The organism is Streptomyces sp. NPDC046881 (assembly GCF_040645015.1).
Taxonomy (GTDB): domain Bacteria; phylum Actinomycetota; class Actinomycetes; order Streptomycetales; family Streptomycetaceae; genus Streptomyces.
On the sequence record NZ_JBEYXJ010000004.1, the window covers coordinates 71,008 to 87,812 of the forward strand.

Below are 16,805 nucleotides of genomic sequence, written 5' to 3' on the forward strand. Positions count from 1 at the left end.
CCGCGCTCAGGCCGCGTACGCGCCGATCAGCAGCCCGGTGAGGGCGCCGGCCAGGAGGAACGGGCCGAAGGGTACGGCCGTCTTGCGGCCCGCGCGCCGGGCGAGGACGAGCACACCGCCGTAGAGCGCGCCGAACAGGAACCCGGCGAAGGTGCCGAGCAGCACGGTGGGCCAGCCGTACCAGCCGAGGACGGCGCCCGTCCCCAGGGCCAGCTTCACGTCGCCGAAGCCCATGCCGCCCGGGTTGACGCGGTACAGCACGTAGTAGCCGGCGCCGAGTGCGAGGGCTCCGTAGAGGGCGGTGCGCCAGTGGCCGGCGTGTTCGGGGAGCAGGGCGGCGAGGCCGAGCAGGGCGAGGGCGGTGGCGGCGAGCGGGAGGGTCAGCGGGTCGGGCAGCCGCTGCACCCGGAAGTCGACGGCGGCGAGCAGCACGCCGACGGGCGCGAGCAGCAGCCAGACCGCCAGTTCGGGCCGGGTGCCGGTGGCGGCGGCGAGGGCGGCGCAGACGAGGGCGCCGACGGTGGCGAGGAGGAGCGCGGAAGGGGCGTACGGCTGGTACGACATGACGGGCGCGCGCTCCCGGGCGCCCGCGCGTTCGCCGGAGCGCCCGCTCCCCTCGGCTGCCGCGCGTCCGTCGACGTGCGCGCACTCCCCGCACCGGACCCCGCCCAGCCACCCCCGGACCGGATGCCGGCCGTCCGGGCAGCGCTCGCGCCAGGGCTCGCCGGACGGGACGGCGAATCGGTAGGCGGCGCGGGGCAGCAGCGTGCCCGTCAGCGCGCCCCACACCGCGGCGACGAGCACCAGCACCCCCGTGGTCACCCCGCCCACGCTCCCCTCCCCCTCGGCCGGCCCGTCCCGGGTTCCTACCCCGTTCAGGGCCGGAGCAGTTCCACCTTCACGTCGGCCGGGAAGCCGGTGGTCGGCCCGACCCGGCGGGCGAACTCGGCGACGGCCTCCAGCTGGGGGGCGCCGAAGCTGAAGTCGAGGGTGGTGAAGTACCGCTCCAGGACGGCCTCGTCGAACGCCTCCCAGCGGGCGGCCTGTTCGGCGACCTTGTGGACCTCTTCCAGGGAGAGGTTGCGGGACTCCAGGAAGGCCTCGTGCACCTTGCGGGTGATGAAGGGCTCGCGTTCGAGGTAGTCGCGCCGGGCCGCCCACACCGCGAACACGAACGGCAGACCGGTCCACTCCTTCCACAGCGCGCCGAGGTCGTGCACCTGGAGGCCGTAGCGGGGGCCGTCGAGCAGGTTGGCGCGCAGGGCCGCGTCCCCGATGAGGACGGCGGCCTCCGCCTCCTGCATCATCAGGCTGAGGTCGGGCGGGCAGGTGTAGTAGTCGGGCTGGACGCCGTAGCGGTCGGCGAGCAGGAGCTGGGCGAGCCGGACCGAGGTGCGTGAGGTCGAGCCGAGGGCGACCCGGGAGCCGTCCAGCCGGTCCAGCGGGACCTGAGAGACGATCACGCAGGACATCACCGGGCCGTCGCAGCCGACGGCGATGTCGGGGAAGGCGACGAGATCGTCCGCGTTGCGCAGGAACTCGACCAGGGTGACGGGACCGATGTCGAGGTCCCCGCGCACGATCTGCTCGCTGAGCTTCTCGGGGGTGTCCTTGGTCAGCTCGAAGTCGAGGAGCGTGCCGGTTCTCGCGAGCCCCCAGTAGAGGGGCAGGCAGTTCAGGAACTGGATGTGGCCGACGCGCGGCCGGGTGCGAGAATTGTCCACATCGCGAGACTAGACCCCATGCGCTACGGTGCCGGGACCGGCCCCACCTCCAAACGGGCTAGCGGACGTTCAAACATCCGGGTGAAGTGATCTTGACCTCTCTTGATTTCGGCCGCCCGGATGCTAGGCTTGCCGCAAGTTGCAGTTTGGTTTCCCTTGCAGTACAGAGCCTGCGGAGCATGTAACCGCGGGCTCTCGTCGTTTTCAGACGAATGCAGTCGTGCAGCACCGTTTCGCACTTGCAGGTTCTGGAGCAGGGCAACCCTTTTGAGCCCAAGGAGGGCTTATGGCTACCGGAACCGTTAAGTGGTTCAACGCCGAAAAGGGCTTTGGCTTCATCGCCCAGGAGGGCGGCGGCCCCGACGTCTTCGTTCACTACTCCGCGATCAACGCCACCGGCTTCCGCTCCCTCGAGGAGAACCAGCAGGTGAGCTTCGACGTGACGCAGGGCCCGAAGGGTCCGCAGGCGGAGAACGTCACTCCCGTCTGATCACTGCCTGATCGCAGAACCTGAGTGCAGTACCCAAGGAGCCCCGCGCCGTCCGGCGACGGGGCTCCTGCCTTTCCCCGTTCATTTCGTGTTCATGAACGCTCACACGTGCTGCATGATCAGCACGAACCGGGTCCCGGCCGCGAGCGCCTCGTACGCGTGAGGTACGTCTCCCCGGTATGACATGTAGTCACCGGGGCCGAGTTCCACGGCCTCTCCGAGCGGACCGGCTTTCACGGCCCCTTCACTGACCACGATGTGCTCGACGGTCCCGGGAATGTGGGGCTCGGAGTCCCGTACGGATCCGGGCTCCAGCCACACGTGGTAAATGTCCCGGCGCGCCCCCGGCGGGCTCGCCGAGAGCAGCGCGGCCACATAGCTGGACCGCTCCGAGCCGACCGTGGGCCCCTCGCCGGCCCGGATCACCTGGACGCCGGGCGCCGGTGACTCCACCAGCGTGCTGAACGGCACGCCGAGCGCGACCGCGAGCGCCCAGATGGTCTCCATGCTCGGGTTGCCGCTCGCCGCCTCCAGCTGGGACAGCGTGGACTTGGCGATTCCGGCGCGTTTGGCCAGCTCGGACAGGGACAGGCCGGCACGGCCGCGCTCCCGCTTGAGAGACGCGGCGATCCACTCCAGGGGGAGCCGGGCGGGTACCTCGGACATGGGCGTTCGCTCCATCGGTACGATCGTTCGCCTTGACGGACAGGGCACTCACTGTCCATTGTAGAAAACATGCGTTCGGCACAGCGAACAGCCGCGACTGGTTCCCACGGCTCCCTCGTCCGCAACAGCTCGCTCGTCTGGCTGGCCAGCGGTGTCGTCGGCGTCTCCTTCGGTGCCGTCTCCGTCGCCGGCGGGCTGCCGGTGTGGGTGCCGGTGCTGATGTCCCTGGTGGTGTACGCGGGATCGGCCCAGTTCAGCGCGGTGGGTGTGCTGCTCGCCGGTGGCGGCCCGGTCGCCGCCGTGGCCACCGGGCTGCTGCTCAACACCCGGACGGCGGCCTTCAGTCTGGCCGTGGCGGAGATCCTCGGCACCGGCCGCGCGGCCCGCTTCCTCGGCGCCCACCTGGTCACCGACGAGACGGTGGCCTTCGCCCTCGCCCAGCCGGACCCGGTACGGCAGCGGCGGGCGTTCTGGGTATCCGGGCTCGGCCTGTTCGCCGTGTGGAACCTCGGCGTCCTGGCCGGCGCGATGGCGGGCAGCGCACTGGGCGACACCGCCCGCTACGGCCTGGACGCCGCCTTCCCCGCCGTGCTGGCCGCCCTGGTCCTGCCCGCCCTCCGCGCGGACGCGACGGTACGGCGGTGTGCCCTGCTCGGCGCCGCCCTGGCCCTGGCGGTCACGCCCGCCGTCCCGGCCGGGGTCCCGGTCCTGCTGGCCCTGGCCGGACTCTTCCTGCACCGCCCCCGGGGAGCCGCCGCATGAACACCACGCTCGCCGTGATCCTCGCCCTGGCCGTCGGCACGTACGCCTTCCGGCTGGTCGGCCCGGTCCTGCACGGCCGGGTCACGATCCCGCCGCGGGTCCAGGAGCTGGCCGGCGCGGGCGCGGTGGTCCTCCTGGTCGCCCTGCTGGCCACGGGCGCCCTGACCGAGTCCGGCGGCTTCGCCGGCTGGGCCCGCCCCGCCGGGGTGCTGGTGGGCGCGGCCCTGGCCTGGCGCCGGGCACCGTTCGCCGTGGTGGTCCTGGCCGCGGCGGCGACGGCGGCGCTGCTGCGGTGGGCGGGGGTCGGTTAGGCGGCGTTCCGCCAGACGGTCAGGTCGCCGGTCAGGAAGGCGATGTCCGGCATCGCGGTGGACTTCGTCTGGATCACGTACAGCCCGATGTTCCCCTCGGTGTCCTTCATGCAGAACTCGGTCCCGGCCGCCGCCGCGGCCAGCGTCCAGCTGTGCCGGTGGGCGCTCCTCAGCATGAGACGGCACTCGTCGAGGGTGGTGCCGTGGGCGCCGAACATCTGCATGAACACCACCTTGTCGCCGGTGAGTTCACAGCCGGTCGCCCGGCAGTCGAAGCGGACGTCCCCCTTGCGGTCCTTCCGCTCGGGGTTCTTGTCCCCGAGGCTCAGCGAGGTCTTGGCGTCCAGCCACACCTGCGCGAACCCCTCCGGCCGCGGGTCCCGGGGCGAGGCCGAGGCCGAGGGCACGCTGTCACCGGCCCCCGGGTCCGACGTCCCGGAGGAGCCCGCCGCGGAGCCCGCCGCGGAGTTCGACGGAGAGTCCGACGAGGACGCCGACGCCCGCGCGGACGCCGCCCCGCCGGCCCGTGAGGAACCGGTCGCCGCGGCCCGCCCGCCCGACCGGTCCCGTGCGTCCATCACCGTCCACGCCAGCAGCGCCACCAGCAGCGCACCGCCGAGCACGCCGGTCACCGAGATCAGCGCGGCGCGCCGCCGGCGGGCCGTGCGCTCCTCCGGCGTCGGCTGCGGCCACCCCGTCAGCGGCTGCGGGTAGGTGACGAGCGGCTGTGGGTACGCCGTGGGCGCGGGCACCGGCGGCTGCGGAGAGGCCGGGGTCGGCTCGGGGACGGGTGCCGGGACCGCGACCTCCGGTCCGGTGATCTCCCGCCACACGGCCGGTCCCCCGCCCGCGTCGGCCTCGGTCCCCAGCCGCTTGCGGCACCACTCCACGATCTCCGCCGGAGTGGCCCGCTCCGCCGGGTCGGCGGCCAGACACCGGGCGAGCAGCGGACGCAGCGGCTCGGGCAGCAGGTCCAGGTCGGGTGCGGAGTGCACGATCCGGTACAGCACGTTCACGGCCGGGCCGTCGCCGTACAGCGGCCTGCCCAGCGCGGCGAACGCGGCCGTCTGCCCGAGCGCGAAGACGTCCGTCGCCGCCGTCACCCCGTCCCCGGCCGCCTGTTCGGGCGCCATGAACGACGGAGTGCCGATCGTGCCGCCGGTGGCCGTGTACGACGTCCCGTCGGCGGCCAGCGCGATACCGAAGTCGATCACCCGGGGCCCGTCGGCGGCCAGCAGCACGTTCGACGGCTTCAGATCCCGGTGCACGATGCCCTCGGCATGGATCGCCTGCAACGCCTCGGCCACCCCCGCCATCAGCCACAGCACCGCCGGCACGGGCAGCGGTCCGCGCCGGGCCACCGCCTCCGCCAGCGACGGCCCCGGCACGTACAGCGTGGCCAGCCACGGCGGCACGCCGTCCGCGTCCGCGTCGATCAGCTCGGCGGTGTACGCCCCCCGGACCCGCCGGGCCGCCTTGATCTCCCTGCCGAACCGCCGCCGGAAGTCCGGGTCGTCCGCCAGCTCCGGCCGCACGACCTTGAGGGCCACGGGCCGGCCGCCCTGCGTGTGCGACAGGTAGACCCGGCCCATGCCGCCGGCACCGAGCCGGGCGGCGAGCCGGTAACCGGCCACCCTTGATGGATCGTCCGCCTGCAGCGGCTGGAAGATCTCCGTCGCGTGGTTCACGGCCCCAGTACCCCCCGGTGTGATGCATTGGCCAAGGGCAGCAGCCTAAGGGGACGTGTCGGTGCGGTCCGCTACGGTCCCTCCCCATGACCGACACGCGCGCCTTCTACGACGCCATCGCCGAGGACTACGCCGACCACTTCCGCGACCCCCTCGCCGAACGGCCCCTGGAGCGGGCGCTGCTCGCCGCGTACGCCGAGCAGGTCGGCCCGGGCGGCCGGGTCGCCGACCTCGGCTGCGGGCCGGGCGCGGTCACCGCCCACCTGGCCGAGCTGGGGTTGTCCGTCTTCGGCCTGGACCTGTCCGAGTCCATGATCGCCATCGCCCGTCGCGACTTCCCGCGGCTGCGGTTCGAGCAGGGCTCCATGCGGGAGCTGTCCGTCGCCGACGGTTCGCTGGCCGGGGTGGTCTCCTGGTACTCCAGCATCCACACCCCCGTGGACGAACTCCCCGACCTGTTCGCCGAGTTCCACCGCGTACTGGCGCCCGGCGGGCGGCTCCTGCTCGCCTTCCAGGTGGGCGACGTACCGCTCCGCCTCGAACGCCCCTTCGGTCACGACGTGGCCCTGGACTACCACCGGCGCCACCCCGGGCAGATGGCCGAGCTGCTCTCCGACGCGGGCTTCACCCTCCGCTGCACCACCGTGCGCGAGCCCGAGGTGACGCGCGGCGAATCACCCGTCCCGCAGGCGTTCCTTCTCGCCCAGAAGGAAGGCTGACCAGGCGGAGGGGGTGACGGTGAGGTGGGCGGCGAGGGGTTGCTTCGAGTCGCGGATGTGGATGGCGGTGGGGTGGGCGGCGACTTCCACGCAATCGCCGCCTTCGCCACCGCTGTGGCTGGATTTGAACCAAGTCAGTTCCGCGCTGCTCATAGCGTCTCCAGCTTCTTTTCGATCAACGCTCGCGTTTCCAGGGGCGGAAGTGCCACGGCCCGCATGATCCCATAGCGATCGGCGATCTTCCGTACCTCCTCCCGGTCCGTGACGAGTCGGGGGAACCCTTGGATCTCCGTGTACGCGACCTGCGAGTGCCCCCGGGGAACAAGGAGGTTGAACGCGCCGTCCATGTTGGGGTGTTCCTGTAGGCGCGTCGGCATCACCTGGATCTCCACGTTTCTCATACTGCCGACGTCCAGCAGGCGGCGCAGTTGCTCGGCGTGAACGCGTGGCCCGCCGATCGGTCGATCGAGCACGACCTCTTCGAGTACGTAGCTGACCACGGGGGCCGGTACGCGCTCGAACACCTGCTGGCGTGAGAGTCGGTCGGCGACCCGCTTCTCGATGGTCTCCTCACTGAGGAACGGTCGGCGTTTGGTGAACACCGCCCGCGCGTAAGCCTCGGTCTGCAACAAACCCTGCACCGCATGGTTGGAGTAGTGGTGCAGCTCCACAGCCTCCGCTTCCATCGCCGCGTAGTTCCGGTACCACTCCGGGTGCCGGGTCCGCGCCTTGGCCATCGCCTCCTCGACCTCGGGGATGACGTCCGTGAACAGCCCGTCCGCATTGAGGATCTTGTCCGCCCTCCGCAGGAACTCCGGCCTCGGCGTCCGCACCCCCCGCTCGATGGCCGAGATCAGATCCGGACCGTACCCCGCCAGCTGACCGAACTCCCTCTGGTTCAGCCCGGCCTTCTCGCGCAGCAACTTCAGCTGCTTGCCGATGAGGACGAACACCGCGTGCGACCCGTTCGCCTCCGCCGGTGTCTCCGGCCTCCGCTCCTCCAACACGACACCCTCCACGACACCCGTACACCAGACGATCCGCACCCGTACGACTACGGAGAGTCGCCGAGTATCCCCTGGTCAGGGTAGAGAGAAGTGACCACTGTCGGTGATGTGAACGTAGAAATCTCCACCCCCACAACCGAACTCGTCCAACGGCTCAGCCCGACCCCCCGAGGTGCCCGGCTGGCCCGTCGGCTCACCAGTACCGCGCTCGCCACCTGGGGATACCCCCACGACGGCGACCTCAGCCACACCGCCCAGCTCATCGTGGCCGAACTCGCCGCCAACGCCGTCACCCACGGTCGCGTACCGGGCCGGGACTTCGAACTGCGGCTCGCGCTGCTCCCCGCCAGGGACACCTTGCGTATCGAGGTGAGCGATGCCCGGGGCGACCGCGCCCTGCGGTTCCTGGACGGGCGGCTGGAGGACGAGAACGGCCGGGGTCTCGTGGTCGTGCAGGTGCTGGCCACCCTCTGGGGCGTGTCCGAGCGGGACGTCGGCAAGACGGTCTGGGTGGAGCTGGCGCTCAGCGCAGGGCGGCGACCGTGTCCGCGAAGGCCCGGGCCGGCGGGCTGAGCGCGTCCCAGCGGCGCACGGCCCAGCCGACGGGGAGGGGACGGAGGCCGGGCAGCGGGACCAGGCGCAGTGGGCCGTCGCCGGGGACCGGCAGCCCCGGTACGGCCGGTACGACCGCCCTTCCGATCCCCAGCTCGGCGAGGAGCAGGGCCGTGTCCCAGTCGGCCACGTTCGGTTCGTAGGCGAACCGGACGCCGCGTTCGGCGCACGCCGCTTCCAGGTGGGCGGCGGACGTGGAGTTCGGCGGGAGCCGGATGACCCGGGCGTCGGACAGCTCGGCCGGGTCCAGGTGCGGGCGGTCGGCCAGCGGGTCGTCCGCCCGGACCGCGAGGAGCCACGGCAGCTCAGCGACCGTCCGCTGCTCGATGCCCCGGACCGGCGGTCCGATGGTGATCCAGGCGAGGTCCAGCGTGCCGTCGGCGAGGGCGTCGAAGCTGCCCCGGCCCGAACTGACCGTGCGGAACTCCAGGTTGACCCTGGGGTGCCGGCGGCGGAACGCGACGACCGCGTCGGACATGAAGTGCCGGACGGTCGTCGCGCCGGTGGCCACGCGGACGTACCCGCTGTGGCCGTCGACCAGGTCGCGCAGCTGTCGTACGGCGACGTCCAGGGCGTTGATGCCCTCGCCTGCGGCGGCCTCCAGTATCCGGCCGGCCTGCGTCGGTACGACCCCACGCGGCCGGCGTTCCAGCAGGGCCACGCCGGTCTCCCGCTCCAGCCGCTTGACGTGCTGGCTGACGGCGGACTGGGTGCGGCCCAGGTCGCGGGCGACCGAGCTGAGGCTGCCCGCACGGCACACGGCGATGAACACGCGGAGGTCTTCGAGGGTCACAAAACCCAAGCTAACACTGGGGTTTGGTGAGGAAACCCAAGGATTGACTGGGCTCAGCACGGCGCGCGAGGATCGTTCGCGGGCCGCGACCGACCCAGGCGGCAACCCGCTCCCCGCCCCACCGAGTCCGGAGGAGGTGGGACCAGCGAGGAGCGGGTGCCGACCCTCGCCGCGCGCACCGGCGGTGGCCCAATCCGTCCCTCACCTCAGCGCTCGTACAGCGCCTCCACCTGCGGAGCGAAGTCCCGGAGGACCCTGTCCCGGCGGAGTTTCATCGACGGAGTCAGGTGGCCCGCCGCCTCGGTGAAGTCCACCGGGAGGACGGTGAAGCGGCGGATGGACTCGGGGCGGGAGACCATGCGGTTCGCCTCGTCCACCGCTCGCTGGAGAACGGCCGTCAGTTCCAAGTCGCCGACCAGGAGTTCCGGCGGTACCGGATGCTTGCCGATCATCTGGCGCCAGTGCGTGATGCCGTCGGGGTCGAGGGTGATGAGGGCGGCCACGAACGGGCGGGCGTCGCCGACCAGCATCACCTGGGAGATCAGGGGGTGCTGGCGCAGCCAGTTCTCCAGCGGGGCCGGGGCCACCGACTTGCCGCCCGCGGTGATCAGCAGTTCCTTCTTGCGGCCGGTGATGGTGAGGTAGCCCTCGTCGTCCAGTTCGCCGATGTCGCCGGTGGGCAGCCAGCCGTCCCGGGTCGCCGGTACCACCCCGCCCGCCTGCGGGTCCCAGTAGCCGCGCAGCACATGGTCGCCGGCGAGCAGGATCTCGCCGTCCGCCGCGATCCGCACCCGCGTGCCCGGCAGCGGCCAGCCGACCGTGCCGAGGCGGGGCTTCAGGGGCGGGGTGACCGTCGAGGCGCCGGTGGTCTCGGTGAGGCCGTAGCCCTCGAAGATCTCGATGCCGGCGCCGGCGTAGAACGCGGCGAGGGACCGGCCGAGCGGGGAGCCGCCGCAGATGGCGTACCGGACGCGGCCGCCCATGGCGGTGCGGATGCGGCGGTAGACGAGGGGGTCGTAGAAGGTGCGCTGCGTCTTCCGGGCGCGGCTCGGACCGCTTCCGGTGCCGGTCTGCCGGGCCTCCAGCGCCTCGCCGTAGCGCCGGGCCACGGCCGCCGCGCGGTCGAAGACCGACGCCCGGCCGCCCTCCTCCGCCTTGGCGCGGGTGGAGTTGTAGATCTTCTCCAGGATGTAGGGGATGGTCAGCAGGCAGGTCGGCTTGAAGGCGGCCATGTCCGGGAGGAGTTCGTCCGGGGCGAGGCTCGGCGCGTGGCCGAGGCGGACCCGGGCGCGGACGCAGGCGATGGCCACCATCCGGCCGAAGACGTGGGACATGGGGAGGAAGAGGAGGACCGACGGGTCTTCGTCCTTCCCCTTGAAGACGGGGTGGAGGAGTTCGATCGCGTTGTCGACCTCGGCGAAGAAGTTGCCGTGCGAGAGGGCGCAGCCCTTGGGGCGGCCGGTGGTGCCCGAGGTGTAGATCAGCGTGGCGAGCGTGTCGGGGCCGAGCATGCCCCGGCGTACGGCGACCTCCCCCTCCGGCACCGGCGCGCCCGTCTCGGCGAGCCGGGTCACGTGGTCCTTCTCCATCACCCACACATGGCGCAGGTCGGGCAGGTGCGCCAGCTCCGGGCCGATGGCGGCGGCCTGGGCGGCGGTCTCGGTGACCAGGGCGACCGCGCCGGAGTCGTGCAGGATCCAGCGGGTCTGGAAGACGGAGGAGGTCGGGTAGACGGGGACCGTGACCAGGCCGGCGGCCCAGGCCGCGAAGTCGAGGAGGGTCCATTCGTAGGTCGTACGGGCCATGACGGCGATCCGGTCGCCGGGCATCAGGCCCTCGGCGATCAGGCCCATGGCCACCGCCTGCACCTCGGCGGCGAACCGGGCCGCCGTCACGTCCGTCCAGCCGCCGTCGGTCCGCTTGCGGCTGAGGACGACCTGGTCGGGTGCCGCCTCGGCGTTCTCGTACGGCAGGTCGGCGAGGGAGCCGTGGGTGACCGGCGGGGCGAACGGCGGGACCGACGCCTCCCGTACCGCGCCGTCCAGCCGGCGTATCTCGGGTTCCACGAGGACCGGGCGGCCGTCGTAGTCGGTGGCGGAGACGTGGGTGCCGGAGGAGGCGGGCGGGGTGGGGTACGGCGTGGACACGGGCGGCTCCTCTGGCGTGCGTGCACCTGCGGCCGACCCTGGTGCGGACAGGGGTTACCGCTGGTTAGGCAGGTGATCGTACGACTCCGCTGTGAGGGGGTTGTGCGGGTTCGGGGATGGTCCGGAGCCGGGGATGTGCAGCCTCGCGGGTTATGTGACGGGTGTTCAGCTTCGCCGGGGTGCCGTCTCCGCCGACCGTGTCCCCTTCGACTTACCTCCGGTAACCTTACTCCCGAGTAAGCACGAGACCCCCGCTGGAGGCGCGATGACCGCCGTCACCCTGAGCGCGTCCCCCGCGCTGGCTCCGCTGCTGGCCCGGGGCGCCCTGCGCTCGCCCTTCAAGCGCCCCGCACCCGACGCGGCCTTCCCGCGCACCCGGCTCGTGCTGCCCGGTGTGCGCGTGGACCTGGTGAAGCTGGCCGCGTACGAGCGGGTCTGCGGCTTCCCGACCGGCGAGCCCGGCCTGCCGGTCACCTACCCGCACGTCCTCGGCTTCCCGCTGGCCATGCGGCTGATGAGCGGCCGGGACTTCCCGCTCCCGCTGCTGGGCCTGGTCCACACGTCCATCGAGATCGTGCGGAGCGCGGCACTGACGGCCGACGGGGAGTACGAGCTGTCCGTCCGGGTGGAGGGACTGGCCCCGCACCGGCGCGGGACACAGGCCGCGGTGGTGACGGAGCTCCGCTCGGGCGGGAAGGCGGTGTGGGAGTCCCGCAGCACCTACCTGGCCCGGCACCGCACCGGGCCGGGTGCACCTCCCGGGCCACGGGAGGACACCGGCGCGCGGCTGCCCGTCGTCGCCGAGTGGAGCCTCGCCGGGGACGTGGGGCGGCGGTACGGGGCCGCGTCCGGCGACCGCAACCCCATCCACCTGCACCCGCTCACCGCCCGCCTCTTCGGCTTCCCGCGGCCCATCGCGCACGGCATGTGGACCGTCGCCCGCTGCGTGGCCGCGCACGGCATCCCGGACGCGACCAGGGTGCGGGCACGGTTCCGGTCCCCCGTGCCGCTGCCGGGGACGGTGGCCTACGGGGCGGACGGCAGCGGGCGGTTCGAGTTGCGCGGCGGGGGCGGGCGGGTGTGCGTGGAAGGGGACGTGTGGGGGAAGTGAGCGCCGTCGCGGAGTGCGAGCGGGCGGGGGCCGCGCGCGCCTAGACCGATTCGGCCGGCTCGGCCGACGGTGACCACATCTGACCCCGCATCAGGTTGCCCAGGCCCGCCCACGCGAAGTTCATCAGCGTGGCCGCCGCCTGGCGGTCCGTGACCCCCGGCGTGGCGTTGGCCCACGCGGCGAGGGACTCGGCGGCGCCCACCAGCGCCTCGGCCAGCCCGGCGACCTCGTGTTCCGGCAGGTCGGGGTCCCGGTGGGCCTCGCGGGCCGCCACCGCGACCAGCCGGGTCACGAACGCGACGATCTCCCTGCGCATCGCGGCGGCCTCGGCCGCGAAGGGCTCCCCGTGCGTACGGGCCTGGAGATGCAGCACCGACCAGCCGTCGGGGTGCTCCCCGGTGTGCGCGAAGAACGCCCGCAGGCCGTCCCAGAGCTGCCGGTCGGCGGGCAGCCCCGGCCGAACCCCGGCGCGGACGGCCTCCGTGAGCGCGGCGGCCTCGCGGCGGATGCAGGCGGTGAAGAGGTCTTCCTTGGAGTTCAGGTACAGGTAGACCAACGGCTTGGACACGCCCGCGAGTTCGGCGATCTCGTCCATCGAGGCGGCCATGTACCCGCGTTGCCCGAAGATCCGTACGGCGGCGTCGAGCATCTGCTGCTCGCGCACCGCCCTCGGCATCCGTTTGGTCTTGACGGCACCCATGAGGGCAAGACTAGTTGGGCCGGGGCCCGCACTAGTGGGGCGCGGCGGCCCCGCCCTGCGCCCGCGAGGTGTCGTCGGTCCCGTCCTCCTGGCTGCGGTTGGCGTCCAGGTTGGCCTTGATCCGGTCGACCTTGCCCGCGATGTGCACGGACGCCCGGTCCCGCTCCTTGCGCAGCGCCACCCAGCTGATCGGCGCCGAGAGGACCAGGGCGAGCAGCAGGACCCACAGTCCGTTGGAGTCGCCGAAGCCGCGCGGGAAGAGGCCCGAGTAGACGGCACCCCAGACGACCACGAGGCAGCCCGCGAAGATACCGAGGCGCATCAGCGTGTAGCGGAGCATCTCATTCCACTCGTCCGATTCCAAAAGGGGTCATCGTCCAGTGAAGCACGGACCGCGGGCGATCACGCAGGGGGGTCGGCTCAGCCGAGCGGCAGCAGCATGAACACTTCGTCGCGGTCGTCGCCGGGCGCGACCCGGATGGCGTCCGGGACGCGGCCGACCTCCTTGTAGCCGCAGGAGGCGTAGAACCGCTCCAGTCCGTGCCCGCCCCGGCAGGTCAGCCGGATCGCCCGGACGCCCTCGATCCCGCGGGCCGCGTCCGCCGCGGCGGCCAGCAGGTCACGGCCGTAGCCCCGGCCCTGGTGGCGGGGGTGGACCATCACCGTGTACAGCCACACCCAGTGCGTCATGAGCCGGTGCGCGGTGTGGGTGAGGAAGGCGGTCGCCGCGACCTCGCCGGCCTCGTCGTGGCCGACCAGCAGCCGGGTGCGCCCCTCGGCCATCTGCACGAAGTGGCGCACCAGCTCCGGCCGTATCTCCTCGCGGCTCACCGGCGGGACGAAGCCGACGGCGCCGCCCGCGTTGGAGACGTCCGCCCACAGGTCGAGGATGCCGTCGCGGAGGGTGGGGGTGATCGCTGGATCCAGGGTGAAGGTAAGAGGCACGGTGGCAGTTTACTTATTACCCAAGGGCTCGTGCAGCCACCTTCAGGTCGGCCACCAGGCCCTGGTACGCCGCCTTGCGGTCCTCGTCGTCCTGCGCGCGCAGCACCGAGGACGGGTGCACGGTCGGCACCAGCCGCTCCGGCCGGCCGTGGATCTCCCGTTCGAGCACGGTCCCGCGTACCTCGCCCACCCGGAACGACGACCCCAGCAGGGCCTTGCCGGCCGTCGCCCCCAGGATCACGATCAGCTCCGGCTCCACCAGCGCGAGCTCCGCCGCCAGCCAGGGGCCGCAGGCCGTCATCTCCCGCAGGCTGGGCGCCTTGTGGATGCGGCGCTTGCGAGGCTCGGCCTGGGTGAACTTGAAGTGCTTCACCGCGTTGGTCACATAGGCCTCGGCGGGGTCGATGCCGGCGTCCTGGAGCGCCCGGTCGAGCAGCTTGCCGGCGGGGCCGACGAACGGCCTGCCCTGCCGGTCCTCCTGGTCGCCGGGCTGCTCCCCCACGAGCATCACGCGGGCGTCGGTGCTTCCGGCGCCGAAGACCGTCCGGGTGGCCGCGCGGTGCAGGGGGCAGCCGTGGCAGTCCGCCGCGGCCTTTCGGAGAGCGTCCAGGCCGGCTCCCTCGGGAACGAAGGGAGCCGCGTCGTACCGGTCCTCGGGTGCCTTCGTGGGCATGCGCCCCGGGTACCCAGCCGGGGGCGCGGGGAACTGCGCGACCGGTCCCCGCGCTCCCGCACGACTACCCGTGCCTCACACCCGCATCGGCTGCGGGGACTCCCGGCGCTCGGGGTCCGGGCCGTCGTACTCGCGGATGATCTCGTAGCGGGTGTTCCGCTCCACCGGGCGGAAGCCGGCGTCCCGGATCAGTTCCAGGAGATCGTCACGGGTCAGCTTGTTCGGCGTGCCGAAGTTGTCCGCGTCGTGCGTGATCTTGTACTCGACGACCGAGCCGTCCATGTCGTCGGCGCCGTGCTGGAGGGCGAGCTGGGCGGTCTGCACGCCGTGCATGACCCAGAAGACCTTGACGTGCGGGACGTTGTCGAAGAGGAGCCGGGAGACCGCGAAGGTCTTCAGGGCCTCGGCGCCGGTGGCCATCTGCGTCCGCGCCTGGAGGCGGTTGCGGACCTTGCCGTCCTTCATGTCCACGAAGTCGTGCTGGTAGCGCAGCGGGATGAAGACCTGGAAGCCGCCGGTCTCGTCCTGGAGTTCACGCAGCCGCAGGACGTGGTCGACGCGGTGGCGGGGCTCCTCGATGTGGCCGTACAGCATGGTGCACGGGGTCTTCAGACCCTTCTCGTGCGCCAGGCGGTGGATGCGGGACCAGTCCTCCCAGTGGGTCCTGTGGTCCACGATGTGCTGCCGGACCTCCCAGTCGAAGATCTCCGCGCCACCGCCGGTGAGGGACTCCAGGCCGGCGTCGATCAGCTCGTCCAGGATCTCCGAGGCCGACAGACCGGAGATCGTCTCGAAGTGGTGGATCTCCGTCGCGGTGAAGGCCTTCAGCGAGACGTCCGGCAGGGCGGCCTTCAGCTCGCGCAGGGACCGGGGGTAGTACCGCCACGGCAGGTTCGGGTGCAGGCCGTTGACGATGTGCAGCTCGGTGAGGTTCTCCGACTCCATCGCCTTGGCGAGCTTGACGGCCTCCTCGATGCGCATCGTGTACGCGTCCTTCTCGCCCGGCTTGCGCTGGAACGAGCAGTAGGCGCAGGAGGCCGTGCACACGTTGGTCATGTTCAGGTGCCGGTTGACGTTGAAGTGGACGACGTCACCGTTCTTGCGGGTCCGCACCTCGTGGGCGAGCCCGCCGAGCCAGGCCAGGTCGTCCGACTCGTACAGCGCGATGCCGTCCTCACGGGTCAGCCGCTCCCCGGAACGGACCTTCTCCTCCAGCTCGCGCTTGAGCCCGACGTCCATGTCCACACCTTTCTACGACAGCACCGCCAACGGTATCCCTAGACCTCTTCCGGCAGCTCCCCGACCCGGTTCTCCCACTTCGTGGACAGCACGATGGTGGTACGGGTGCGGGAGACGCCCTTGGTTCCGCTCAGCCGGCGGATGATCTTCTCCAGGCCGTCCACGTCCGTCGCCCGCACCTTGAGCATGAAGGAGTCGTCGCCGGCGATGAACCAGCAGTCCTCGATCTCCGGCAGGTCCCGCAGCCGCTGGGCGACGTCCTCGTGGTCGGCGGCGTCGGAGAGCGAGATGCCGATCAGCGCGGTGACGCCGAGGCCGAGGGAGGCCGCGTCCACCGTCGCGCGGTAACCGGTGATGACACCGGCCGCCTCCAGCCGGTTGATGCGGTCGGTGACGCTGGGGCCCGACAGGCCGACGAGGCGCCCCAGCTCCGCGTAGGAGGCCCGGCCGTTCTCCCTCAGGGCCTGGATGAGCTGCCTGTCCACCGCGTCCATGCGATCGAAGCCTTCCGGTGAAAGTTCCTGAAGTGATGAGAGGTACTGCTGCTTGCCTTACTCGCCCGCCGTGCCGCCGCCGAGTTCGCCCTTCCACCGCCGGTACAGGCCGTGCCCGACGCCGGCCGCGTCCAGCACCCGGCCGGCGACGAAGTCCACCAGGTCCTGGATGTGGGTGGCGCCCGCGTAGAAGGCGGGCGAGGCCGGGACGACCGTGGCGCCGGCGTCGTCCAGGGCGACGAGGTGACGCAGCGTCTGTCCGTTCAAGGGGGTCTCCCGCACGGCCACGACCAGCGTCCGGCGCTCCTTCAGTGTGACGCTCGCCGCACGCTGGAGCAGATCCTTGGACAGGCCGAGCGCCACACCGGCCACACAGGCGGTGGAGGCGGGCACGATGAGCATGCCCTTCACCGGGTACGACCCCGAGGAGGGGCCGGCGGCGAGGTCGCCCGCGTTCCAGTACCGCACCCCGCTGACGTCCGCCTCGAAGGTGCCCGGCTTGCCGTCGGCGCCCCGGCCCAGCCATTCCCGCAGGTCGTCCTGCCAGTGGGCGTCCCGGAACGAGATCCCCGTCTCGTCCAGCAGCGTCAGCCGCGAGGCCCGGCTGACCACCAGGTCCACCGCTTCCCCCGCCTCCAGCAGCGCCCGCAGCACCGCAGCGGCGTACGGCGTTCCGGAGGCTCCGGACACCCCCACGATCCAAGGCACGCGCTGCATTTCTCCT

The 16,805-nt window shown here is 72.1% G+C and carries 21 protein-coding genes; 6 read left to right on the forward strand and 15 right to left on the reverse strand.

The window, feature by feature from the left end; all coding sequences use genetic code 11:
• Nucleotides 1–6 precede the first annotated feature (6 nt).
• Both ABZ923_RS03795 and ABZ923_RS03800 read right to left on the reverse strand, forming a co-directional pair.
• A complete protein-coding gene (locus ABZ923_RS03795) occupies nt 7–822 on the reverse strand; it encodes an A24 family peptidase (protein WP_361466565.1) in 816 nt (271 codons plus the stop codon).
• 53 nt (nt 823–875) lie between these two features.
• A complete protein-coding gene (locus tag ABZ923_RS03800) occupies nt 876–1,724 on the reverse strand; it encodes a menaquinone biosynthesis protein (protein ID WP_361466362.1) in 849 nt (282 codons plus the stop codon).
• 286 nt (nt 1,725–2,010) lie between these two features.
• On the opposite strand from ABZ923_RS03800, the gene ABZ923_RS03805 reads away from it, so the two are divergent.
• Nucleotides 2,011–2,214: a cold-shock protein gene (locus tag ABZ923_RS03805; RefSeq protein ID WP_004984723.1), complete on the forward strand. Its 204-nt coding sequence runs from the start codon at nt 2,011–2,013 to the stop codon at nt 2,212–2,214.
• 102 nt (nt 2,215–2,316) lie between these two features.
• On the opposite strand, the gene ABZ923_RS03810 is transcribed toward ABZ923_RS03805, so the two are convergent.
• Nucleotides 2,317–2,880, reverse strand: coding sequence for an XRE family transcriptional regulator (locus ABZ923_RS03810; RefSeq protein ID WP_361466365.1), 564 nt, complete (start codon nt 2,878–2,880; stop codon nt 2,317–2,319).
• Between the two features lie 69 nt (nt 2,881–2,949).
• Here ABZ923_RS03810 and ABZ923_RS03815 point away from each other — a divergent pair, with 69 nt between their 5' ends.
• Both ABZ923_RS03815 and ABZ923_RS03820 read left to right on the forward strand, forming a co-directional pair.
• Entirely contained in the window at nt 2,950–3,642 is a 693-nt protein-coding gene (locus ABZ923_RS03815) for an AzlC family ABC transporter permease (RefSeq protein WP_361466366.1), read from the forward strand.
• Nucleotides 3,639–3,953 (forward strand): AzlD domain-containing protein, encoded by a 315-nt coding sequence (locus tag ABZ923_RS03820; protein ID WP_361466369.1) that lies wholly within the window; start codon nt 3,639–3,641, stop codon nt 3,951–3,953. Before ABZ923_RS03815 ends, ABZ923_RS03820 begins: the two co-directional genes overlap by 4 nt.
• Here the strand turns inward: ABZ923_RS03820 and ABZ923_RS03825 are convergent.
• Complete coding sequence (locus ABZ923_RS03825) at nt 3,950–5,641, reverse strand: protein kinase (RefSeq protein WP_361466371.1); 1,692 nt, start codon at nt 5,639–5,641, stop codon at nt 3,950–3,952. The genes ABZ923_RS03820 and ABZ923_RS03825 overlap by 4 nt on opposite strands.
• 86 nt (nt 5,642–5,727) lie before the next feature.
• On the opposite strand from ABZ923_RS03825, the gene ABZ923_RS03830 reads away from it, so the two are divergent.
• The gene (locus ABZ923_RS03830; RefSeq protein ID WP_361466373.1) at nt 5,728–6,360 is read left to right on the forward strand and encodes a methyltransferase domain-containing protein; all 633 of its coding nucleotides are present in this window, start codon (nt 5,728–5,730) and stop codon (nt 6,358–6,360) included.
• On the opposite strand, the gene ABZ923_RS03835 is transcribed toward ABZ923_RS03830, so the two are convergent.
• Together ABZ923_RS03835 and ABZ923_RS03840 are read right to left on the reverse strand one after the other, a co-directional pair.
• Nucleotides 6,316–6,513 carry a DUF397 domain-containing protein gene (locus tag ABZ923_RS03835; RefSeq protein ID WP_361466376.1) on the reverse strand — a complete coding sequence of 66 codons (198 nt, stop codon included), beginning with the start codon at nt 6,511–6,513 and terminating at the stop codon, nt 6,316–6,318. The genes ABZ923_RS03830 and ABZ923_RS03835 overlap by 45 nt on opposite strands.
• Nucleotides 6,510–7,379, reverse strand: a complete 870-nt coding sequence (locus ABZ923_RS03840) for a helix-turn-helix transcriptional regulator (protein ID WP_361466377.1) — start codon at nt 7,377–7,379, stop codon at nt 6,510–6,512. Before ABZ923_RS03840 ends, ABZ923_RS03835 begins: the two co-directional genes overlap by 4 nt.
• A 96-nt stretch (nt 7,380–7,475) precedes the next feature.
• Between ABZ923_RS03840 and ABZ923_RS03845 the strand changes: the two genes are divergently transcribed.
• Nucleotides 7,476–7,940, forward strand: coding sequence for an ATP-binding protein (locus tag ABZ923_RS03845; protein WP_361466380.1), 465 nt, complete (start codon nt 7,476–7,478; stop codon nt 7,938–7,940).
• On the opposite strand, the gene ABZ923_RS03850 is transcribed toward ABZ923_RS03845, so the two are convergent.
• Together ABZ923_RS03850 and ABZ923_RS03855 are read right to left on the reverse strand one after the other, a co-directional pair.
• On the reverse strand, nt 7,891–8,772 hold the full coding sequence (locus ABZ923_RS03850; protein ID WP_361466383.1) for a LysR family transcriptional regulator: 882 nt from the start codon (nt 8,770–8,772) through the stop codon (nt 7,891–7,893). The genes ABZ923_RS03845 and ABZ923_RS03850 overlap by 50 nt on opposite strands.
• A gap of 206 nt (nt 8,773–8,978) precedes the next feature.
• Complete coding sequence (locus tag ABZ923_RS03855) at nt 8,979–10,919, reverse strand: long-chain fatty acid--CoA ligase (protein ID WP_361466386.1); 1,941 nt, start codon at nt 10,917–10,919, stop codon at nt 8,979–8,981.
• Between the two features lie 265 nt (nt 10,920–11,184).
• Between ABZ923_RS03855 and ABZ923_RS03860 the strand changes: the two genes are divergently transcribed.
• Nucleotides 11,185–12,030: a MaoC/PaaZ C-terminal domain-containing protein gene (locus ABZ923_RS03860; protein ID WP_361466387.1), complete on the forward strand. Its 846-nt coding sequence runs from the start codon at nt 11,185–11,187 to the stop codon at nt 12,028–12,030.
• Between the two features lie 40 nt (nt 12,031–12,070).
• Here the strand turns inward: ABZ923_RS03860 and ABZ923_RS03865 are convergent, their stop codons facing one another.
• The 7 genes from ABZ923_RS03865 to ABZ923_RS03895 form a co-directional block, all read right to left on the reverse strand.
• Nucleotides 12,071–12,730: a TetR/AcrR family transcriptional regulator gene (locus ABZ923_RS03865; protein WP_361466390.1), complete on the reverse strand. Its 660-nt coding sequence runs from the start codon at nt 12,728–12,730 to the stop codon at nt 12,071–12,073.
• 31 nt (nt 12,731–12,761) lie between these two features.
• On the reverse strand, nt 12,762–13,070 hold the full coding sequence (locus tag ABZ923_RS03870; RefSeq protein ID WP_361466393.1) for a DUF4229 domain-containing protein: 309 nt from the start codon (nt 13,068–13,070) through the stop codon (nt 12,762–12,764).
• Between the two features lie 80 nt (nt 13,071–13,150).
• Nucleotides 13,151–13,675, reverse strand: coding sequence for a GNAT family N-acetyltransferase (locus ABZ923_RS03875; protein WP_361466396.1), 525 nt, complete (start codon nt 13,673–13,675; stop codon nt 13,151–13,153).
• A 16-nt stretch (nt 13,676–13,691) separates the two neighbouring features.
• Nucleotides 13,692–14,348: a UdgX family uracil-DNA binding protein gene (locus ABZ923_RS03880; RefSeq protein WP_361466399.1), complete on the reverse strand. Its 657-nt coding sequence runs from the start codon at nt 14,346–14,348 to the stop codon at nt 13,692–13,694.
• A 75-nt stretch (nt 14,349–14,423) separates the two neighbouring features.
• On the reverse strand, nt 14,424–15,587 hold the full coding sequence (gene mqnE / locus ABZ923_RS03885; RefSeq protein ID WP_361466401.1) for an aminofutalosine synthase MqnE: 1,164 nt from the start codon (nt 15,585–15,587) through the stop codon (nt 14,424–14,426).
• Nucleotides 15,588–15,625: 38 nt separating this feature from the next.
• Nucleotides 15,626–16,081 carry an Lrp/AsnC family transcriptional regulator gene (locus ABZ923_RS03890; protein WP_356857998.1) on the reverse strand — a complete coding sequence of 152 codons (456 nt, stop codon included), beginning with the start codon at nt 16,079–16,081 and terminating at the stop codon, nt 15,626–15,628.
• A 57-nt stretch (nt 16,082–16,138) separates the two neighbouring features.
• Entirely contained in the window at nt 16,139–16,789 is a 651-nt protein-coding gene (locus ABZ923_RS03895; protein ID WP_361466568.1) for a UbiX family flavin prenyltransferase, read from the reverse strand.
• Nucleotides 16,790–16,805 lie beyond the last annotated feature (16 nt).